This window comes from Pseudomonas oryzicola (assembly GCF_014269185.2).
Taxonomy (GTDB): Bacteria; Pseudomonadota; Gammaproteobacteria; order Pseudomonadales; family Pseudomonadaceae; genus Aquipseudomonas; species Aquipseudomonas oryzicola.
Window position 1 is genome coordinate 1476361 of record NZ_JABWRZ020000001.1, and the last position, 16266, is coordinate 1492626.

Below are 16266 nucleotides of genomic sequence, written 5' to 3' on the forward strand. Positions count from 1 at the left end.
GGGCAAGGTTTCTTCAGGACGCGGATACAAAAATGCCGCGTGGGGCGCCCGTAGGCACCCCGCGCGGCACTCAGGCCTTACTGGCAGGCTTCGCAGTCAGGCTCGTCGATTGCGCAGGCCTTCGGCACTGGCGCAGGGCCGGCTGCCTGGACCGGGGCGCTGTCGCCACCGCTGGAAACGGCGTTGAGCTTGCCGGTGTTGATGGTCGACTTCTCGGTGCTGGTCGCGGCCAGGGCACGGAGGTAGTAGGTGGTTTTCAGACCACGGTACCAGGCCATGCGGTAGGTCACGTCCAGCTTCTTGCCCGAAGCGCCGGCGATGTACAGGTTCAGCGACTGGGCCTGGTCGATCCACTTCTGGCGACGCGAGGCGGCATCGACGATCCACTTGGTCTCGACTTCGAACGCGGTGGCGTACAGGTCCTTCAGCTCTTGCGGGATACGCTCGATCTGCTGCACCGAACCGTCGTAGTACTTCAGGTCGTTGATCATGACCGAGTCCCACAGGCCACGGGCCTTCAGGTCGCGGACCAGGTACGGGTTGATCACGGTGAACTCGCCCGACAGGTTCGATTTCACGTACAGGTTCTGGTAGGTCGGTTCGATCGACTGCGATACGCCGGTGATGTTGGCGATGGTCGCGGTCGGCGCGATGGCCATGATGTTCGAGTTACGAATACCTTTCTTGACGCGCTCGCGCACCGGGCCCCAGTCCAGGGACTCTTCCAGGTTGACGTCGATGTACTTGGCGCCACGGGCCTCGATCAGGATCTGTTGCGAATCCAGCGGCAGGATGCCCTTGGACCACAGCGAACCCTGGAAGGTCTCGTATGCACCGCGCTCGTCGGCCAGGTCGCAGGAGGCCTGGATCGCGTAGTAGCTGACCGCTTCCATCGACTTGTCGGCGAACTCGACGGCAGCATCGGAACCGTACGGAATGTGCTGCAGGTACAGCGCGTCCTGGAAGCCCATGATGCCCAGGCCGACCGGGCGGTGCTTGAAGTTCGAGTTACGTGCTTGCGGCACCGAGTAGTAGTTGATGTCGATCACGTTGTCGAGCATGCGCACGGCGGTGTTCACGGTGCGTTGCAGCTTGGCGGTGTCCAGCTTGCCGTCGACGATGTGGTTCGGCAGGTTGATCGAGCCCAGGTTGCAGACCGCGATCTCGTCCTTGTTGGTGTTCAGGGTGATCTCGGTGCACAGGTTCGAGCTGTGGACCACGCCCACGTGCTGCTGCGGCGAACGCAGGTTGCACGGGTCCTTGAAGGTCAGCCACGGGTGGCCGGTCTCGAACAGCATCGACAGCATCTTGCGCCACAGGTCTTTGGCCTGGACGGTCTTGAACACCTTGATCTTGTTGTACTCGGTCAGGGCTTCGTAGTACTCGTAGCGCTCTTCGAAGGCCTTGCCGGTCAGGTCGTGCAGGTCTGGCACTTCCGAGGGCGAGAACAGGGTCCACTTGCCGTCATCGAAGACACGCTTCATGAACAGGTCAGGGATCCAGTTGGCGGTGTTCATGTCGTGGGTACGACGGCGGTCATCACCGGTGTTCTTGCGCAGCTCGATGAATTCTTCGATGTCCAGGTGCCAGGTTTCCAGGTAGGCACACACGGCGCCCTTGCGCTTGCCACCCTGGTTCACGGCAACGGCGGTGTCGTTGACCACTTTCAGGAACGGCACGACGCCCTGCGACTTGCCATTGGTGCCCTTGATGTACGAGCCCAGTGCACGTACCGGGGTCCAGTCGTTGCCCAGGCCACCGGCGAATTTCGACAGCATGGCGTTGTCGTGGATCGCGTGGTAGATGCCCGACAGGTCGTCCGGCACGGTGGTCAGGTAGCAGCTGGACAGCTGCGGACGCAGGGTACCGGCGTTGAACAGGGTCGGGGTCGAGGCCATGTAGTCGAAGGACGACAACAGGTTGTAGAACTCGATCGCACGGGCTTCCTTGTCTTTCTCAGCCAGCGCCAGGCCCATGGCCACGCGCATGAAGAATACCTGCGGCAGCTCGAAGCGCACGCCATCCTTGTGGATGAAGTAGCGGTCGTACAGGGTCTGCAGGCCCAGGTAGGTGAATTGCTGGTCACGCTCGTGGTCGATGGCCTTGCCCAGACGCTCCAGGTCGTAGCCTTTCAGGGCCGGGTCCAGCAGCTCGAACTCGACGCCTTTCTCGACGTAGGCCGGCAGGGCCTTGGCGTACAGCTCGGCCATCTCGTGGTGGGTGGCGCTCTCGGCGACGCCGAGGAAGCCCAGGCCTTCGGCGCGCAGGGTGTCCATCAGCAGGCGGGCGGTGACGAACGAGTAGTTCGGTTCGCGCTCGACCAGGGTACGGGCGGTCATCACCAGGGCGGTGTTGACGTCCTTGATGGCCACGCCGTCGTACAGGTTCTTCAGGGTGTCGCGCTGGATCAGGTCGCCATCGACCTCGGCCAGGCCTTCGCAGGCTTCGCTGATGATGGTGTTCAGGCGGGCCATGTCGAGCGGCGCCAGGCTACCGTCGGCCAGGGTGATGCGAATGCTTGGGTGCGGCTCGACCACGGCTTCGGTGTTGATGCGGGTGGCACGCTCCTTGGCGCGCTGCTCGCGGTAGATCACGTAGTCACGGGCGACTTTCTGCTCGCCGGCGCGCATCAGGGCCAGTTCGACCTGGTCCTGGATTTCTTCGATGTGGATGGTGCCACCCGATGGCATGCGACGCTTGAACGTGGCGGTGACCTGCTCGGTCAGCCGTGCAACGGTGTCGTGGATGCGCGACGAAGCGGCGGCGGTACCGCCTTCAACTGCGAGGAACGCCTTGGTGATGGCCACGGTGATCTTGTCGTCGGTGTAAGGGACGACAGTGCCGTTACGCTTGATCACGCGCAGTTGGCCGGGAGCGGTGGCAGCCAGATCCTGGGTGGAATCGGCGGCCTGCGGCACCTTGGCCTGCGGGTTCTCGCGAGTCGTATCGGTTTGCATGGGTGGGTGTCTCCACAGTTTCTATATTGTTCAGGCGCCTTTTGGGCGCCCACCGTTCCGTCCACTTGCTCGATGGCCTGGCGGGGCTGCGCAAAGGCATGCGCATCCGCCCGCACGGCGTACCGACTTCGGGACAGACTCAGGAATTAGGGGCAAATGGCTTGCCGCTCCCTGGCCGAAGTCAAAGGTTCTGGGCCGGGCCCAAAAACTGTTGCTGATGGATGCCAGGCCTGGCCTGCCACACCCATACCCGAACAAGGCCCTGGAAGGGCTTGCCTCGGTCGCCTCCGCAGGAGCGGTTTGGCTGCTGAAATCACGTGAAGCTCAGCCGAAAAATCGCTTGATTTTGCGGGTTGACTTTTGTGTGTGATTTTGCACGAACCCCAATATCTAGTGGTTCGCTGCGATCGGGATACAAGATAATGCGGTATCGGGGGCTTTGCAAGGCGAGCGCCTGTGGATAACTTGTGCGTACTTTGTGAGTGAATGGTGGGTATTCGCTGTAGGCCTTGTGCCAAGTGGTTTGCAGTATTTTTCTGCGTTCTGCTGCCCCTGGGCAGAATTTTTCGGGCGCGAACCCTATCACAAAAAACGGTTCAGTCGAGGGGCTGCCGGGCGGCTTGGCAGTGCCGGGGGCGGGACGTAGTATCCGAAGCAGATGTTGCCTTTTGGTTAAAGGGTCATGTTTTCTGCACTGGCCCCTTCGCGGGCACAGGCCACAGAAAAACAACAAACAAAGGCACAAGCCATGGACCACCCCGCACCCCGCATCCTCATTGTCGAAGACGACCAGCGCCTGGCTGAGCTCACCGCCGAGTACCTGCAGGCCAACGGTTTCGAGGTCGGCGTCGAAGGCGATGGCGCGCGTGCCGCGCGGCGCATCGTCGACAGCCAGCCCGACCTGGTCATCCTCGACCTCATGCTGCCCGGCGAGGATGGCCTGAGTATCTGCCGGCGGGTGCGCAGCCAGTACCCCGGCCCGATCCTCATGCTTACCGCCCGCAGCGACGAGCTCGACCAGGTCCAGGGCCTGGACCTGGGGGCCGACGACTACGTGTGCAAACCGGTCCGCCCACGCCTGCTGCTGGCGCGCATCCACGCCCTGCTGCGCCGCAGCGAGGCAGCGGACAGCAAGCGCCAGGACCTGGCCTTCGGCGCACTGCGCATCGACAATCGCCTGCGGGAGGCGCACCTGGGCGACCAGCTGATCGAACTGACCGGCGCCGAATTCGACCTGCTCTGGCTGCTGGCCAGCAACGCCGGCCGGGTGCTGACCCGCGAGCAGATCTTCACCGCACTGCGCGGCGTCGGCTATGACGGCCAGGACCGTTCCATCGACATACGCATCTCGAAGATCCGCCCCAAGATCGGCGACGACCCGCTCCAACCAAGGCTGATCAAGACCCTGCGCAGCAAGGGCTACCTGTTCGTCGGCGAGGCGTCATGAACAACTCGATCTTCCTGCGCATCTACGGTGGCATGCTGGCCGTGCTGGTGCTGGTGGCCCTGCTCGGGGCACTGAGCCTGCACCTGGTCAACGAGGTGCGTGCCGCCCAGCATCGCGAGCGCCTGGCCCAGGGTACCTTCAGCCTGATGGCCGACAACCTGGCATTGCAGAACGACACCGAGCGCAAGCGCTCGCTACTGATCTGGGAACGCCTGCTCGGGGTGCCGCTGACTCTGCAGCCAATGAGCGCGCACGCCCTCGATGGCGGCCAGCGGGCGCGCCTGGGCCGCGGCCTGGTGGTGGTCGAGAAGACCGGCCCGCATGCCGCCCTGGTATTGCGCAAGGTTGGCCAGCAGGACGTGCTGCTGGTCGCCGAGGTCAAGCAGGTCAGCGAGCAGCTGGCGCGGGCCACCCTGTACCTGCTGGCCGACGAGCTGGTGCGCTATCCGGTGACAGAACAGCAGCAGCGCCTGGAGCAGCTCAAGCGCGACAAGGGCTTTGGCTTTGGCGTGGCCCTGCAGCGCATCGAGCGGGTGAGCCTGGACGATGACCAGCGGCGCCGGGTCGAGGAGGGCGACACGGTCATGGCGTTGGGCAAGGATGGCGACTCGATCCGCGTCTTCGCCGGGTTGGCCGGTTCGCCGTGGGTACTGGAAATCGGCCCGCTGTACCAGCTCAATCCCTATCCGCCGCAGTTACTGATCCTGATCGCCTTTCTCGGCCTGTGCCTGATCGGCCTGGTGGTGTACCTGCTGGTGCGTCAGCTGGAGCGGCGCGTGTCGGGCCTGGAGGTGGCGGCCACGCGCATCGCCCAGGGCAGCCTGGACACCCGCGTACCAGCCGACGATGCCGACTCGGTAGGGCGCCTGGCGGCAGCGTTCAACGGCATGGCCGAGCACCTGCAGCGCTCGTTGAGCATGCAGCGCGAGCTGGTGCGTGCGGTTTCTCACGAGCTGCGTACGCCGGTGGCACGCCTGCGCTTTGGCCTGGAGATGATCGAAAGCGCCACCACCGAGCAAGCCCGGGCCAAGCACCTGGCCGGCATGGACGGGGATATCCAGGACCTCGACAAGCTGGTCGACGAGATGCTCACCTATGCCCGCCTGGAGCAGGGGGCACCAGCGCTGAAGTTCGAGCGGGTCGACCTGGATGCGTTGTTCGAGCGGGTGATCGAAGAACTGGCGCCGCTGCGAGTCGGGGTTCGCGTGCTGCGCGGTGAATGCCAGGGCGCCGATGCCGAAGGCGCCTGGGTCGAGGCCGAGCCGCGTTATCTGCACCGGGCCCTGCAGAACCTGGTGGGCAACGCCATGCGCCATGCCGAGGCCGAGGTGCGCCTGAGCTACCAGTTGGGGCAACAGCGCTGCCGCATCGACGTGGAAGACGACGGCCCGGGGATTCCCGAGGGTGTCTGGGACCGCATCTTCACGCCGTTCACCCGTCTCGATGACAGCCGTACCCGTGCCTCGGGCGGGCATGGCCTGGGCCTGTCGATCGTGCGGCGCATCATCTACTGGCACGCCGGCCGGGCTACGGTGGGGCGCAGTGCCGCGCTGGGCGGTGCCTGCTTCAGCCTGAACTGGCCACGGCAGCAGCCACCGGCGTGACGATCAGACGCTGACCAGGCTGAGCAGGTGCCCGTCCTGCAGGCAGAACTGGCCCTGCAGCTCGGCGCCATGTTGCCACTGCGGCGACAGGTCGGTGAGCAGGCGCAGGCGGGCCAGGCCTTCGCTGGACCACTCCAGCACTTCGGCGTGCTCGAAATAAAAGCGCTGGCGGGTCAGCGGATAGAGGGTCTTGAACAGGCTTTCCTTCAGCGAGAAGGTCAGGGTCACGGCAAGGCCGAGCTGGTTGCGGTCCAGGCGTTCGAGTTCGGGCGGGGTGAGGATTTCGCCCATCAACCGTTCGCCGCGCTCATCGTCCAGCAATGCCTCCTGATCCAGGCCCAGACCCTGGCAACTGCCCTCGGCGGCGACCACGGCGGCGGCCCAGCCTTTGCCGTGGGTGATCGAGCCGTGGATGCCGGTGGGCCAGATCGGCGAACGGTCTTCGTGGGTGCCGGGCACGTAGTCACGGCCGTCCAGGCGCTGCAGTGCAGCGCGGGCGCAGACCCGGCCGGCCAGGTACTCGGCCTGGCGCTTGGCTACCGAGCGCTGCAGGCTGGCGCTTGGCACCACCCCGGCACGCTGGAAGTCGTCGGGGGCCAGGCGGGTGGGGTCGAAGGCGCAGCTGACCAGCACCGCGCCGGGCAATGGGCGGGGCAGGGGCCAGTGGTGCCGGAGGGGGGCGCAGCAGGCAGGGAGTGTATTCATGCGGCTATTGTGCCAGCCGCGGCGGCGGCATGGGAGATGGGCCGCAAAGCGGCCCCTCGCGTTGTCTACTTGAAGACCCTCTTGAAAAACGCCTGCATGTCCGCCCAGGAACTTTCATCCGCTGCCTTGTTGTAACCGATATCCGGCCCGCCATGCTCGCCATGGCTCATGCGGTCCGCGTCCGGGTTGGTAAACCCGTGCTTGGCCCCTTCGATGCTGACGAACTGGTAGTTGACCTTCGCCGCATCCATTTCGGCCTTGAATGCTGCCACTTGTTGCGGGGTAACCATGCTGTCCGCCGCACCATGTTCGACCAGGATATCCGCCCGCACCACGCCAGGCCTGGCCGGGGTCTGCGTGGCCAGCGCGCCGTGGAAACTCACCACGCCATCCAGCTTCTCACCGCGCCGCGCGGCATCCAGCACCACCTTGCCACCGAAGCAGTAGCCTACCGCCCCCAGCTGGTGCTTGTTGGTGTTGGGCTGCAGTTTCAGCAGTTCAAGCCCGGCGTCGAAGCGGCGCTCGGCAGCTTTCGGGTCCTTCATCGCCTCGGCCATGAACGCCTGGGCATCGGCGGGGTGCTCGGTGTGTCTGCCATCACCATACATGTCGATGGCCAGTGCGTTGTAACCCAGCGCCGCAAGGTCGCGGGCACGGCGCTTGGCGTAGTCGTTCAACCCCCACCATTCATGCACCACGACAATGCCGGGGCGTTTGCCTTCGACGGCGTCGTCATAGGCGTAGTAGCCAACCAGGCGATTGCCGTCGTTGTCCTGGTAGGGGATCTCGCGGGTTTGTACCGCCGCTTGGGCGAGGGCAGCGCTGCACATCAGGGTCAGGGCCAGCAGGGCGCGCATGGTCACTACTCCTTGTTCTTGCAAACAGTTCGTTCAGCCGGTGTTCAGCCAGGGTTCAGTCGCGGTTCAGGGTGTCCTGCTTACTCTAGCTTCCAGACAGTAACAGCGCACCCAACTGGAGTATCCAGCCATGAAAACCTTCAATACCCTGCTCGCCGCCATGGCCGTCTGCGCCGCTGGCATCACCTCGGCCCAGGCCGCTGACGACAACTTCGCCAGCCTGACCTATGGCCAGACCAGCGACAAGGTTCGCAAGTCCGGCCTGCTGCAGCGCAACACCGACCACCTCGACGCCGACGGCATCATCGGCAAGGATGACACCTGGGGCGTGCGCCTGGGCAAGATCAATGACCAGGGCCGCTACTACATGACCTATGACAATGTCTCGGGCGACCACAGCGGCCTCAAGCTGCGCCAGGAGAACCTGCTGGGCAGCTATGACCTGTTCCTGCCGGTAGGCGACACCACCAAGCTGTTCGGCGGTGGCAGCCTGGGCGTGACCAAGCTGACCCAGGACTCGCCAGGTGCGAGCCGCGATACCGACTACGGGTACGCCTACGGCCTGCAGGCCGGCGTCATCCAGGACATCACCGACAAGGCTTCGGTCGAGCTGGGTTATCGTTACCTGCGCAGCAATGCCGCCACCGAAGTGGGCGCACATGGCGGGCCGAAGGACGGCACCCTGCGCCTGACCAGCAGCGCACAGACCTACCTGGCAGCTTCCTACAAGTTCTGACGGACGAGCCGGGTTATCCTGTACCGGCCCTTTCGCGGGCACGCCCGCTCCCACAGGGATCGCACAGTCTCCGAGGCTTGTGCAGTACCTGTGGGAGCGGGCGTGCCCGCGAAGAGGCCGGTACAGGCAATACAAAAAAGGAGCTGCACATGAAACTGCTGGTGGTCGAGGACGAAGCCCTGCTTCGCCATCACCTCTTTACCCGCCTGGGCGAAAGCGGCCATGTTGTCGAGGCCGCAGGCGATGCCGAGGAAGCGCTGTACCAGGCCGGACAGTACCATTTCGACCTGGCCATCATCGACCTCGGCCTGCCCGGCATCAGCGGCCTGGAGCTGATCACCCGGCTGCGCAGCCAGGACCAGAGCTTCCCCATTCTCATCCTCACCGCCCGTGGTAATTGGCAGGACAAGGTTGAAGGCCTGGCCGCCGGTGCCGACGATTACCTGGTCAAGCCGTTCCAGTTCGAAGAACTCGAGGCCCGCCTGAATGCGTTGCTGCGCCGCTCCAGCGGTTTCACCCAGTCGACCATCGCCGCCGGCCCCCTGGTACTCGACCTCAACCGCAAGCAGGCCAGCCTCGACGAACAGCCTTTGGCCCTGACCGCATACGAGTACCGCATCCTTGAATACCTCATGCGCCATCACCAGCAGGTGGTGGCCAAGGACCGCCTGATGGAGCAGCTGTACCCGGGTGACGAGGAGCGTGACCCGAATGTCATCGAAGTGCTGGTCGGCCGCCTGCGCCGCAAGCTCGAGGGCGAGCGTGGCTTCAAACCCATCGACACCGTGCGCGGCCTGGGCTACCTGTTCACCGAGCGCTGCCGATGATGCGTTCCCTGCGGGTACGTCTGATGCTGGCGGCTGCGGTGCTGGCGCTGCTGTTCATGCTGGCGCTGTTGCCGGCCTTGCAGAAGGCTTTCAGCCTGGCCTTGCAGGAATCGATCGAACAACGCCTCGCCTCGGACGTGACCACGCTGATTTCCGCCGCGCGCATCGAGCATGGCCAGTTGCAGATGCCCACGCTGCTGCCGGATGAGCGCTATAACCTGCCGTACACCGGGCTGCTCGGCTATATCTTCGATCGTGAAGGCAACCTGGTCTGGCAGTCGCGGGCCACCGCCGCGCAGAACGTCAACTACCGCCCGCGTTACGATGGCCGCGGCAACGAGTTCGCACGCATTCGCCAGGCCGACGGCGAGGAGTTCTTCGTCTACGACGTCGAGATCAAGCTGCTGGGTGGCCAGAGCGCGGCCTACAGCATCGTCGCCCTGCAGCCGGTGCGCGATTACCAGCACACCCTGGACGGCCTGCGTGAAAAGCTCTACCTCGGTTTTGGTGCGGCCTTGCTGGTGCTGCTGGTGCTGCTGTGGGCCGGGCTGACCTGGGGCCTGCGCTCGTTGCGCCGGCTCAGCCGCGAGCTGGACGAGGTGGAAGCGGGGGCGCGCGATGGCCTGAGCCGTGAGCACCCGCGTGAACTGTTGCGCCTGACCGGCTCGTTGAACCGCCTGCTGCGCAGCGAGCGCGAGCAGCGCCAGCGCTACCGTGATTCGCTCGACGACCTGGCGCACAGCCTGAAGACGCCGTTGGCGGTGCTGCAAGGGGTGGGCGAAAGCCTGCAGCAGCGTAGCGGCGAGCGTGAACAGGCGCGGGTGCTGCAAAGCCAGATCGAGCGCATGAGCCAGCAGATCGACTACCAGCTGCAACGGGCCAGCCTGCGCAAGAGTGGCCTGGTACGCCACAGTGTGGCGTTGCGGCCGGTGCTCGACAGCCTGTGCAGCACCTTGGCCAAGGTCTACCGGGACAAGCGGGTGAGCGTGACCCTGCAATTGCCCGATGCGGCGCAGGTGCCGATGGAGCAGGGGGCGTTGCTGGAGCTGTTGGGCAACCTGCTGGAAAACGCCTACCGCCTGAGCCTGGGCCAGGTGCGGGTGAGCCTGGAACAGGCGCCCGGGCAGTTGACCTTGTGCGTCGAGGACGATGGCCCGGGTGTGCCGGCCGATCAGCGTGAGCGCATCCTTGAGCGAGGTGAACGGCTGGACAGCCAGCACCCGGGGCAGGGCATCGGGCTGGCGGTGGTCAAGGACATCGTCGACAGTTATGACGCGGCGTTGAGCCTGGGCGATTCGCCACTGGGCGGCGCGGCGTTCCGGATCACCTTCAACCTGGATTGAGCGGCAGAACCACAACGGGCGGATTCCCGCCATCTCCCCTGTACAAATCCCGCCACAGGGCGGAAATCCGCCAGCCTTCCTCAGCCAAATCGCCCCGTCGTTGGGCATTTATCCCCAGCAAATACGGCACTTGCACCCTTGCTGGGCATTTTGGCACCACCCTTGCTATTGATCCTCGCAGAGGCCTGCCCAGGCAGCTCGAACACAACGACAAATCCCTCCGGGTGCAGGAGGGTTAGCGATTCAGGTGCCGCATCGCCCTGGGAAGGGTGAACCGGCACACTTGAGGAAATTAGCCATGACGACACGTCAGCCGCTGTACAAATCCCTGTATTTCCAGGTGTTGGTCGCCATCACCATCGGCATTCTGCTCGGCCACTACTACCCGGAAACCGGCGTTGCCCTCAAACCCTTGGGTGACGGCTTCGTCAAATTGATCAAGATGGTCATCGCCCCGATCATTTTCTGCACCGTGGTCAGCGGCATTGCCGGCATGCAGAGCATGAAGTCGGTCGGCAAGACGGGCGGCTACGCGCTGCTGTACTTTGAAGTCGTCTCCACCATCGCCCTGATCATCGGCCTGGTGGTCGTCAACGTGGTCCAGCCAGGCGCTGGCATGCACATCGACGTCAACACCCTGAACGCCAGCAGCGTGGCTGCCTATGCCGCCGCCGGCGCGCAGCAGACTACCGTCGGCTTCCTGCTCAACGTCATCCCCAACACCGTGGTCGGCGCCTTCGCCAATGGCGACATCCTGCAGGTGCTGATGTTCTCCGTGCTGTTCGGCTTCGCCCTGCACCGCCTGGGCAGCTACGGCAAGCCGGTGCTGGACCTGATCGACCGCTTCGCCCATGTCATGTTCAACATCATCAACATGATCATGAAGCTGGCACCGGTCGGTGCCTTCGGCGCCATGGCCTTCACCATCGGCCAGTACGGCGTTGGCTCGCTGGTGCAGCTGGGCTACCTGATGGCCTGCTTCTACATCACCTGCCTGCTGTTCGTGCTGGTGGTGCTGGGCGGCATCTGCCGCGCCCATGGTTTCAGCGTCCTCAAGCTGATCCGCTACATCCGTGAAGAACTGCTGATCGTGCTGGGTACTTCTTCCTCGGAATCGGCCCTGCCACGCATGCTGGCCAAGATGGAGCGCCTGGGTGCCAAGAAGTCGGTGGTTGGCCTGGTCATCCCGACCGGTTATTCGTTCAACCTGGACGGCACCTCGATCTACCTGACCATGGCTGCGGTATTCATTGCCCAGGCCACCGACACCACCATGGACATCACTCACCAGATCACCCTGCTGCTGGTGCTGCTGGTGGCTTCCAAAGGTGCTGCCGGCGTTACCGGTTCGGGCTTCATCGTGCTGGCTGCCACCCTGTCCGCCGTCGGCCACCTGCCGGTTGCCGGCCTGGCGCTGATCCTCGGCATCGACCGCTTCATGTCCGAAGCCCGCGCCCTGACCAACCTGGTGGGCAACGCTGTGGCTACCGTGGTCGTGGCCAAGTGGGTCAAGGAAATGGACAACGACAAGCTGGCCTCGGAGCTGGCCTCCGGTGGTTCGCCGCTGGTCGATAACCGCCCGACCGACGACCTGGGTGTGGCTGAAGGCCCGGCTCGCTGATCGCGCTGCAGCAAAAACGAAAAGGCGACCCTAGGTAGGGTCGCCTTTTTCATGAGCGGTTTTTGTATTTTCAGGCCCGCACCACCTCCAGCACCCGGATGACCTCCGGCTGCGGGTAATGCCAGCGCACCTGCACATCCCAGAACTTCACCCCATATACGCGCTCTGCCGCTGGTACCTGATAGGCCGGCCGTGGGTCCTGCGCCAGGCATTGCTCGATCAGCTCCACCACTGGCTCACCCAGGCGCAAGGCATGCTCGCGAGCCTGGGCCAGGGCATTGTCGCTCCACTGCACGGTGATCGCAGCGGGGGCTTCGCTGGCCATCTGGTTGCGCGCACTGGCGATGCTGTCGGCGTAGGGTACATAGGGCTTGATGTCCAGCACTGGCGTGCCATCGAGCAGGTCGATCCCGGACAGCAGCAGGCGCCCGGGCTCCACACCCTCGAGGCGCACCACCGATTGGCCGATGCCGTTGGGCCTGTGGGTCGCGCGGGTGGCGAACACACCCATGCTCTTGTTGCCGCCCAGGCGCGGCGGGCGTACCTTCAGGCGTGGCTTGTCCTCCAGCGCCTGGTGGAACAGGAACAGCAGCCAGACATGGCTGACCTGCTCCAGGCCCTCGACCGCATCACCCTGGTCGAACGGCGGCAGCAGCTCGAGCACGCCGCGTGCGGCGGGCGCCAGCTGCGGCTGGCGCGGGATGGCGAACTTCTCCTTGAAACAGGAACGAACGATACCGACCGGAGCAACCGTATGCTGCATGGCTGCTCAGCCACGTACGCGCAGGGTCAGGCCCTTGAGGAAGTTGCGCAGCAACTGATCGCCACACGGGCGATAGTTGTCATGGCCGGCCTTGCGGAACAGCGCGCTGAGCTCGGGCTTGCTGACGGGGAAGTTGACCGACTTGAGGATTGCATGCAGGTCATCTTCCTTGAGTTCGAAGGCCACCCGCAGCTTCTTCAGGATCAGGTTGTTGGTCACCGGCAGTTCGATCGGCTGCGGCGGGCGGCTGTCATCCTTGCCGCGACGGTGTATCACCAGGCCGTCGAGAAAGTGCGCCATGACCCGCTCCGGGCAACGCACGAAGCCTTCCTCGTCTTCCTTCTTCAGGTAGGTGGCCAGCACCAGGGGATGCACCTCGAGGCCGGATAGCCCGATGATCTCGGCCATCTTGGCGTCGTTCACCTTGAGCATGTAGCGCAGGCTGCGCAGGACATCGTTGTGGTTCATTGCTGCAGAATCCTGTTCAGGTGCCGCGCCTGCGGGCGCGGCGTATTGCTTAGAAACGTTCGGTAGCGGCCAGGTAGCGCCATTGGCCCAGCGGCAGCTTGCCCATCGACACACCGCCCAGGCGGATGCGGCGCATGCTTACCAGCTCCAGGCGCAGGTACGCGCACAGCTCGGCAATCTGCCCTGGCTGCGGGTTCTTCAGGGCCATGCGCAGGTGGGTCTCGTTCTGCCAGCTGGCCTTGGCCCTGGGCAGCTCGCGGTCATTGCGGGTGGCCCCGCGTGCCAGGCGTTCCAACGCCTGGGGCGTGGTCTCGCCGCGCACTTCAACGACGAACTCCTGCTCCAGGCGGCGCAGGTCGGCGTCGATCTTGCGGGTTACCCGCCAATCCTGGGTGAATACCTGCAGGCCGCTGGCGCCGGGTTCCAGCGGTGCCACACAGGCCTGCCGGGCAAAGTGCCCGTGCAGGGCGCGTACGCCTTCGCGGTGGGCCGCGCTGAGGTTGCTCATGTTCATCTCGGCGCGGGCGGCTTCGCTGCTTACCCCAGCCGGCTGGTTCAGCAGCAGGGTGACCGGCTCCAGCGTTTCGGCACGGGCGCCAGGCAGCAACTCGACGCGCTGCTGCGCGACCTTGAACTGCGGCTGTTCGACCACCAGGCCATCGACCGTGACCCAGCCGCCTTCGATATACAGCTCGGCCTCGCGGCGGGAACAGCCAAGCTGCTCGATGAGGCGTTTGGACAGGCGGACGGGTTCGGACATGACGGCGTTTTCGCAAAGGCAGGGAAAGACTGCATTGTACCTGCCTGCGCGGCAGAGGGGCTGGGAATCTGTGTCATTTACGCCGTTTTGCGCAGGCGCATGTGCAGCAAAGGGTAGGGCTGGCCCAGGCCATCGGTTGCCGAACGGCCGACCACCTCGAAGCCTTCATGCAGGTAGAAGCCCAGGGCCTGCGGGTTCTGTTCGTTGACATCCAGGCGCTCGGCATTCAGCTCGTCGATGGCGTAGTGCAGGAGGCGTTTGCCAACCCCTTTGCCGCGGTAGTCCGATGCGACGAACAGCATGTCCACGCGCCCGTTGGCGACCCCGGCGAAGCCACAGATGCGCTGGCGATCCCTGCAGCAGACCAGCATCACCGCGTCGAGGTAGCGGCGCAGCACGTGTTCGCGCAACAACAGGATGTAGGCCTCTGGAAGAAAGTCGTGGGTGGCGCGTACCGAGTCCTCCCACACCTGTACCAGCTCGTCGTAGTCCCTCAAGCGCGGGGTTTGCAATGTCATCGTCGGCAGCATGGGCGGGAGTCCTCAAGGGGCATCCTGACAACATAGCAGGCCAACCGTCAGTCAGCGCCTACCCGCTGCCCTGATGCAAAAAGGCCCCGCTCCGGCAGCCGGAGCAGGGCCTTTTCGCGCTGCCGCTGGGTCAGACCGGTTCAGCCCACAGGTCGTACTCGTCGGCATCCACCACCCGGCAACGCACCTTGTCGCCTGGCTTGAAGCCATGATCGCCGTCGATGAACACGCTGCCGTCGATTTCCGGTGCATCGAAGAAGCTGCGGCCAACCGAACCCTGCTCTTCGACTTCGTCGATCAGCACGTCGATTTCCTTGCCGATACGCAGTTGCAAGCGGGCGGCACTGATGGCCTGCTGGTGGGCCATGAAGCGGTCCCAACGGTCCTGCTTGACCTCGTCCGGTACTTCTTCCAGGCCCAGGTCGTTGGCCGGGGCGCCTTCCACCGGCGAGTACTGGAAGCAGCCCACGCGGTCCAGCTGGGCTTCGGTCAGCCAGTCAAGCAGGTACTGGAAGTCTTCCTCGGTCTCGCCCGGGAAGCCGACGATGAAGGTGGAGCGGATCACCAGCTCCGGGCACTGTTCGCGCCATTGCTTGATGCGGGCCAGGGTGCGGTCTTCGAAGGCCGGGCGCTTCATGGCCTTGAGCACTTTCGGGCTGGCATGCTGGAACGGGATGTCGAGGTACGGCAGGATCTTGCCGGCGGCCATCAGCGGGATCACATCGTCGACGTTCGGGTACGGGTACACATAGTGCAGGCGTACCCAGGCGCCCAGGCTGCTCAGGGCTTCGCACAGCTCGAGCATGCGGGTCTTGACCGGGCGGCCATTCCAGAAGTCGGTCTTGTACTTGACGTCGACGCCGTAGGCGCTGGTGTCCTGGGAAATCACCAGGATTTCCTTGACCCCGGCCTTGACCAGGCGCTCGGCCTCGCTCAGTACTTCGCCGACCGGGCGGCTGACCAGTTTGCCGCGCATCGACGGGATGATGCAGAAGCTGCAGCTGTGGTTGCAGCCTTCGGAAATCTTCAGGTACGCATAATGGCGCGGGGTCAGCTTGACGCCCTGCGGGGGCACCAGGTCGATCAGCGGGTTGTGGTCCTGGCGTGGCGGCACCACTTCGTGCACGGCGTTGACCACCTGCTCGTACTGCTGCGGGCCGGTGACCGACAGCACGCTCGGGTGCACGTCACGGATGCTGCCTTCCTCGACACCCATGCAGCCGGTGACGATGACCTTGCCGTTTTCCTTGATCGCTTCGCCGATCACTTCCAGCGACTCGGCCTTGGCGCTGTCGATGAAGCCGCAGGTGTTGACCACCACCACGTCGGCGTCCTCATAGGTGGGCACGACTTCATAGCCTTCCATGCGCAGCTGGGTCAGGATGCGCTCGGAATCGACCAGGGCTTTCGGGCAACCCAGGCTTACGAAACCTACCTTGGGGGTGGCGGGCGTGGTGGACATGACTAACCTCGGTATTGAATGCAGGTCGCCCGGCCGGAATCGGGGGCGATCTTGACGGGCGCTTTTGGCGCCTCTGATCAAAAAGTGCGCAATTCTAGCGAGCACTGCGTCGCTTGACCAGCAGAAATACGACGAACGCTGCGCTATGCTTCGCGCCATTGCGCCAGGTGGCAGGTCAGCCTGGGC

At 64.4% G+C, this 16266-nt stretch carries 14 protein-coding genes; 6 read left to right on the top strand and 8 right to left on the bottom strand.

Annotation, left to right across the window (positions count from 1 at the left end; translation table 11 throughout):
- Window positions 1-77: 77 nt before the first annotated feature.
- Window positions 78-2957, bottom strand: a complete 2880-nt coding sequence (locus tag HU760_RS06720; RefSeq protein WP_186680159.1) for a ribonucleoside-diphosphate reductase subunit alpha — start codon at window positions 2955-2957, stop codon at window positions 78-80.
- A 748-nt stretch (window positions 2958-3705) separates the two neighbouring features.
- Between HU760_RS06720 and HU760_RS06725 the strand changes: the two genes are divergently transcribed.
- Together HU760_RS06725 and HU760_RS06730 are read left to right on the top strand one after the other, a co-directional pair.
- Window positions 3706-4404 (top strand): response regulator, encoded by a 699-nt coding sequence (locus HU760_RS06725; protein WP_186680162.1) that lies wholly within the window; start codon window positions 3706-3708, stop codon window positions 4402-4404.
- Window positions 4401-6008 carry an ATP-binding protein gene (locus tag HU760_RS06730; RefSeq protein WP_186680163.1) on the top strand — a complete coding sequence of 536 codons (1608 nt, stop codon included), beginning with the start codon at window positions 4401-4403 and terminating at the stop codon, window positions 6006-6008. Before HU760_RS06725 ends, HU760_RS06730 begins: the two co-directional genes overlap by 4 nt.
- A gap of 3 nt (window positions 6009-6011) precedes the next feature.
- Here HU760_RS06730 and HU760_RS06735 read toward each other — a convergent pair whose 3' ends face one another.
- Both HU760_RS06735 and HU760_RS06740 read right to left on the bottom strand, forming a co-directional pair.
- Window positions 6012-6713 (bottom strand): 4'-phosphopantetheinyl transferase family protein, encoded by a 702-nt coding sequence (locus HU760_RS06735; RefSeq protein ID WP_186680166.1) that lies wholly within the window; start codon window positions 6711-6713, stop codon window positions 6012-6014.
- Window positions 6714-6778: 65 nt separating this feature from the next.
- A complete protein-coding gene (locus tag HU760_RS06740; protein WP_186680168.1) occupies window positions 6779-7570 on the bottom strand; it encodes a dienelactone hydrolase family protein in 792 nt (263 codons plus the stop codon).
- A 130-nt stretch (window positions 7571-7700) separates the two neighbouring features.
- Here HU760_RS06740 and HU760_RS06745 point away from each other — a divergent pair, with 130 nt between their 5' ends.
- The 4 genes from HU760_RS06745 to HU760_RS06760 all read left to right on the top strand — a co-directional run bounded on the left by HU760_RS06745 (window position 7701) and on the right by HU760_RS06760 (window position 12097).
- Window positions 7701-8306: a putative outer membrane beta-barrel protein gene (locus HU760_RS06745; protein WP_186680170.1), complete on the top strand. Its 606-nt coding sequence runs from the start codon at window positions 7701-7703 to the stop codon at window positions 8304-8306.
- Window positions 8307-8455: 149 nt separating this feature from the next.
- Window positions 8456-9133 (top strand): response regulator, encoded by a 678-nt coding sequence (locus tag HU760_RS06750; RefSeq protein ID WP_186680171.1) that lies wholly within the window; start codon window positions 8456-8458, stop codon window positions 9131-9133.
- On the top strand, window positions 9130-10476 hold the full coding sequence (locus tag HU760_RS06755) for an ATP-binding protein (RefSeq protein ID WP_186680172.1): 1347 nt from the start codon (window positions 9130-9132) through the stop codon (window positions 10474-10476). Before HU760_RS06750 ends, HU760_RS06755 begins: the two co-directional genes overlap by 4 nt.
- Window positions 10477-10774: 298 nt before the next feature.
- Entirely contained in the window at window positions 10775-12097 is a 1323-nt protein-coding gene (locus HU760_RS06760) for a dicarboxylate/amino acid:cation symporter (RefSeq protein WP_186680173.1), read from the top strand.
- A 70-nt stretch (window positions 12098-12167) separates the two neighbouring features.
- Here the strand turns inward: HU760_RS06760 and tsaA are convergent, their stop codons facing one another.
- From tsaA to rimO, 5 genes are all read right to left on the bottom strand, one after another.
- A complete protein-coding gene (gene tsaA / locus HU760_RS06765; protein WP_186680178.1) occupies window positions 12168-12860 on the bottom strand; it encodes a tRNA (N6-threonylcarbamoyladenosine(37)-N6)-methyltransferase TrmO in 693 nt (230 codons plus the stop codon).
- 6 nt (window positions 12861-12866) lie between these two features.
- The gene (locus HU760_RS06770) at window positions 12867-13328 is read right to left on the bottom strand and encodes a YehS family protein (protein WP_186680181.1); all 462 of its coding nucleotides are present in this window, start codon (window positions 13326-13328) and stop codon (window positions 12867-12869) included.
- A gap of 49 nt (window positions 13329-13377) precedes the next feature.
- Window positions 13378-14088: an rRNA pseudouridine synthase gene (locus tag HU760_RS06775; protein WP_186680184.1), complete on the bottom strand. Its 711-nt coding sequence runs from the start codon at window positions 14086-14088 to the stop codon at window positions 13378-13380.
- Window positions 14089-14165: 77 nt separating this feature from the next.
- The gene (locus HU760_RS06780; protein ID WP_186680186.1) at window positions 14166-14618 is read right to left on the bottom strand and encodes a GNAT family N-acetyltransferase; all 453 of its coding nucleotides are present in this window, start codon (window positions 14616-14618) and stop codon (window positions 14166-14168) included.
- A gap of 130 nt (window positions 14619-14748) precedes the next feature.
- A complete protein-coding gene (gene rimO, locus HU760_RS06785) occupies window positions 14749-16080 on the bottom strand; it encodes a 30S ribosomal protein S12 methylthiotransferase RimO (protein WP_186680188.1) in 1332 nt (443 codons plus the stop codon).
- Between the last annotated feature and the right edge of the window lie 186 nt (window positions 16081-16266).

Coding starts and splice junctions, on each gene's coding strand:
- HU760_RS06720 (WP_186680159.1), bottom strand. CDS start 2,957: ATGCAAACCGATACGACTCGCGAGAACCCGCAGGCCAAGGTGCCGCAG.
- HU760_RS06725 (WP_186680162.1), top strand. CDS start 3,706: ATGGACCACCCCGCACCCCGCATCCTCATTGTCGAAGACGACCAGCGC.
- HU760_RS06730 (WP_186680163.1), top strand. CDS start 4,401: ATGAACAACTCGATCTTCCTGCGCATCTACGGTGGCATGCTGGCCGTG.
- HU760_RS06735 (WP_186680166.1), bottom strand. CDS start 6,713: ATGAATACACTCCCTGCCTGCTGCGCCCCCCTCCGGCACCACTGGCCC.
- HU760_RS06740 (WP_186680168.1), bottom strand. CDS start 7,570: ATGCGCGCCCTGCTGGCCCTGACCCTGATGTGCAGCGCTGCCCTCGCC.
- HU760_RS06745 (WP_186680170.1), top strand. CDS start 7,701: ATGAAAACCTTCAATACCCTGCTCGCCGCCATGGCCGTCTGCGCCGCT.
- HU760_RS06750 (WP_186680171.1), top strand. CDS start 8,456: ATGAAACTGCTGGTGGTCGAGGACGAAGCCCTGCTTCGCCATCACCTC.
- HU760_RS06755 (WP_186680172.1), top strand. CDS start 9,130: ATGATGCGTTCCCTGCGGGTACGTCTGATGCTGGCGGCTGCGGTGCTG.
- HU760_RS06760 (WP_186680173.1), top strand. CDS start 10,775: ATGACGACACGTCAGCCGCTGTACAAATCCCTGTATTTCCAGGTGTTG.
- tsaA (WP_186680178.1), bottom strand. CDS start 12,860: ATGCAGCATACGGTTGCTCCGGTCGGTATCGTTCGTTCCTGTTTCAAG.
- HU760_RS06770 (WP_186680181.1), bottom strand. CDS start 13,328: ATGAACCACAACGATGTCCTGCGCAGCCTGCGCTACATGCTCAAGGTG.
- HU760_RS06775 (WP_186680184.1), bottom strand. CDS start 14,088: ATGTCCGAACCCGTCCGCCTGTCCAAACGCCTCATCGAGCAGCTTGGC.
- HU760_RS06780 (WP_186680186.1), bottom strand. CDS start 14,618: ATGCTGCCGACGATGACATTGCAAACCCCGCGCTTGAGGGACTACGAC.
- rimO (WP_186680188.1), bottom strand. CDS start 16,080: ATGTCCACCACGCCCGCCACCCCCAAGGTAGGTTTCGTAAGCCTGGGT.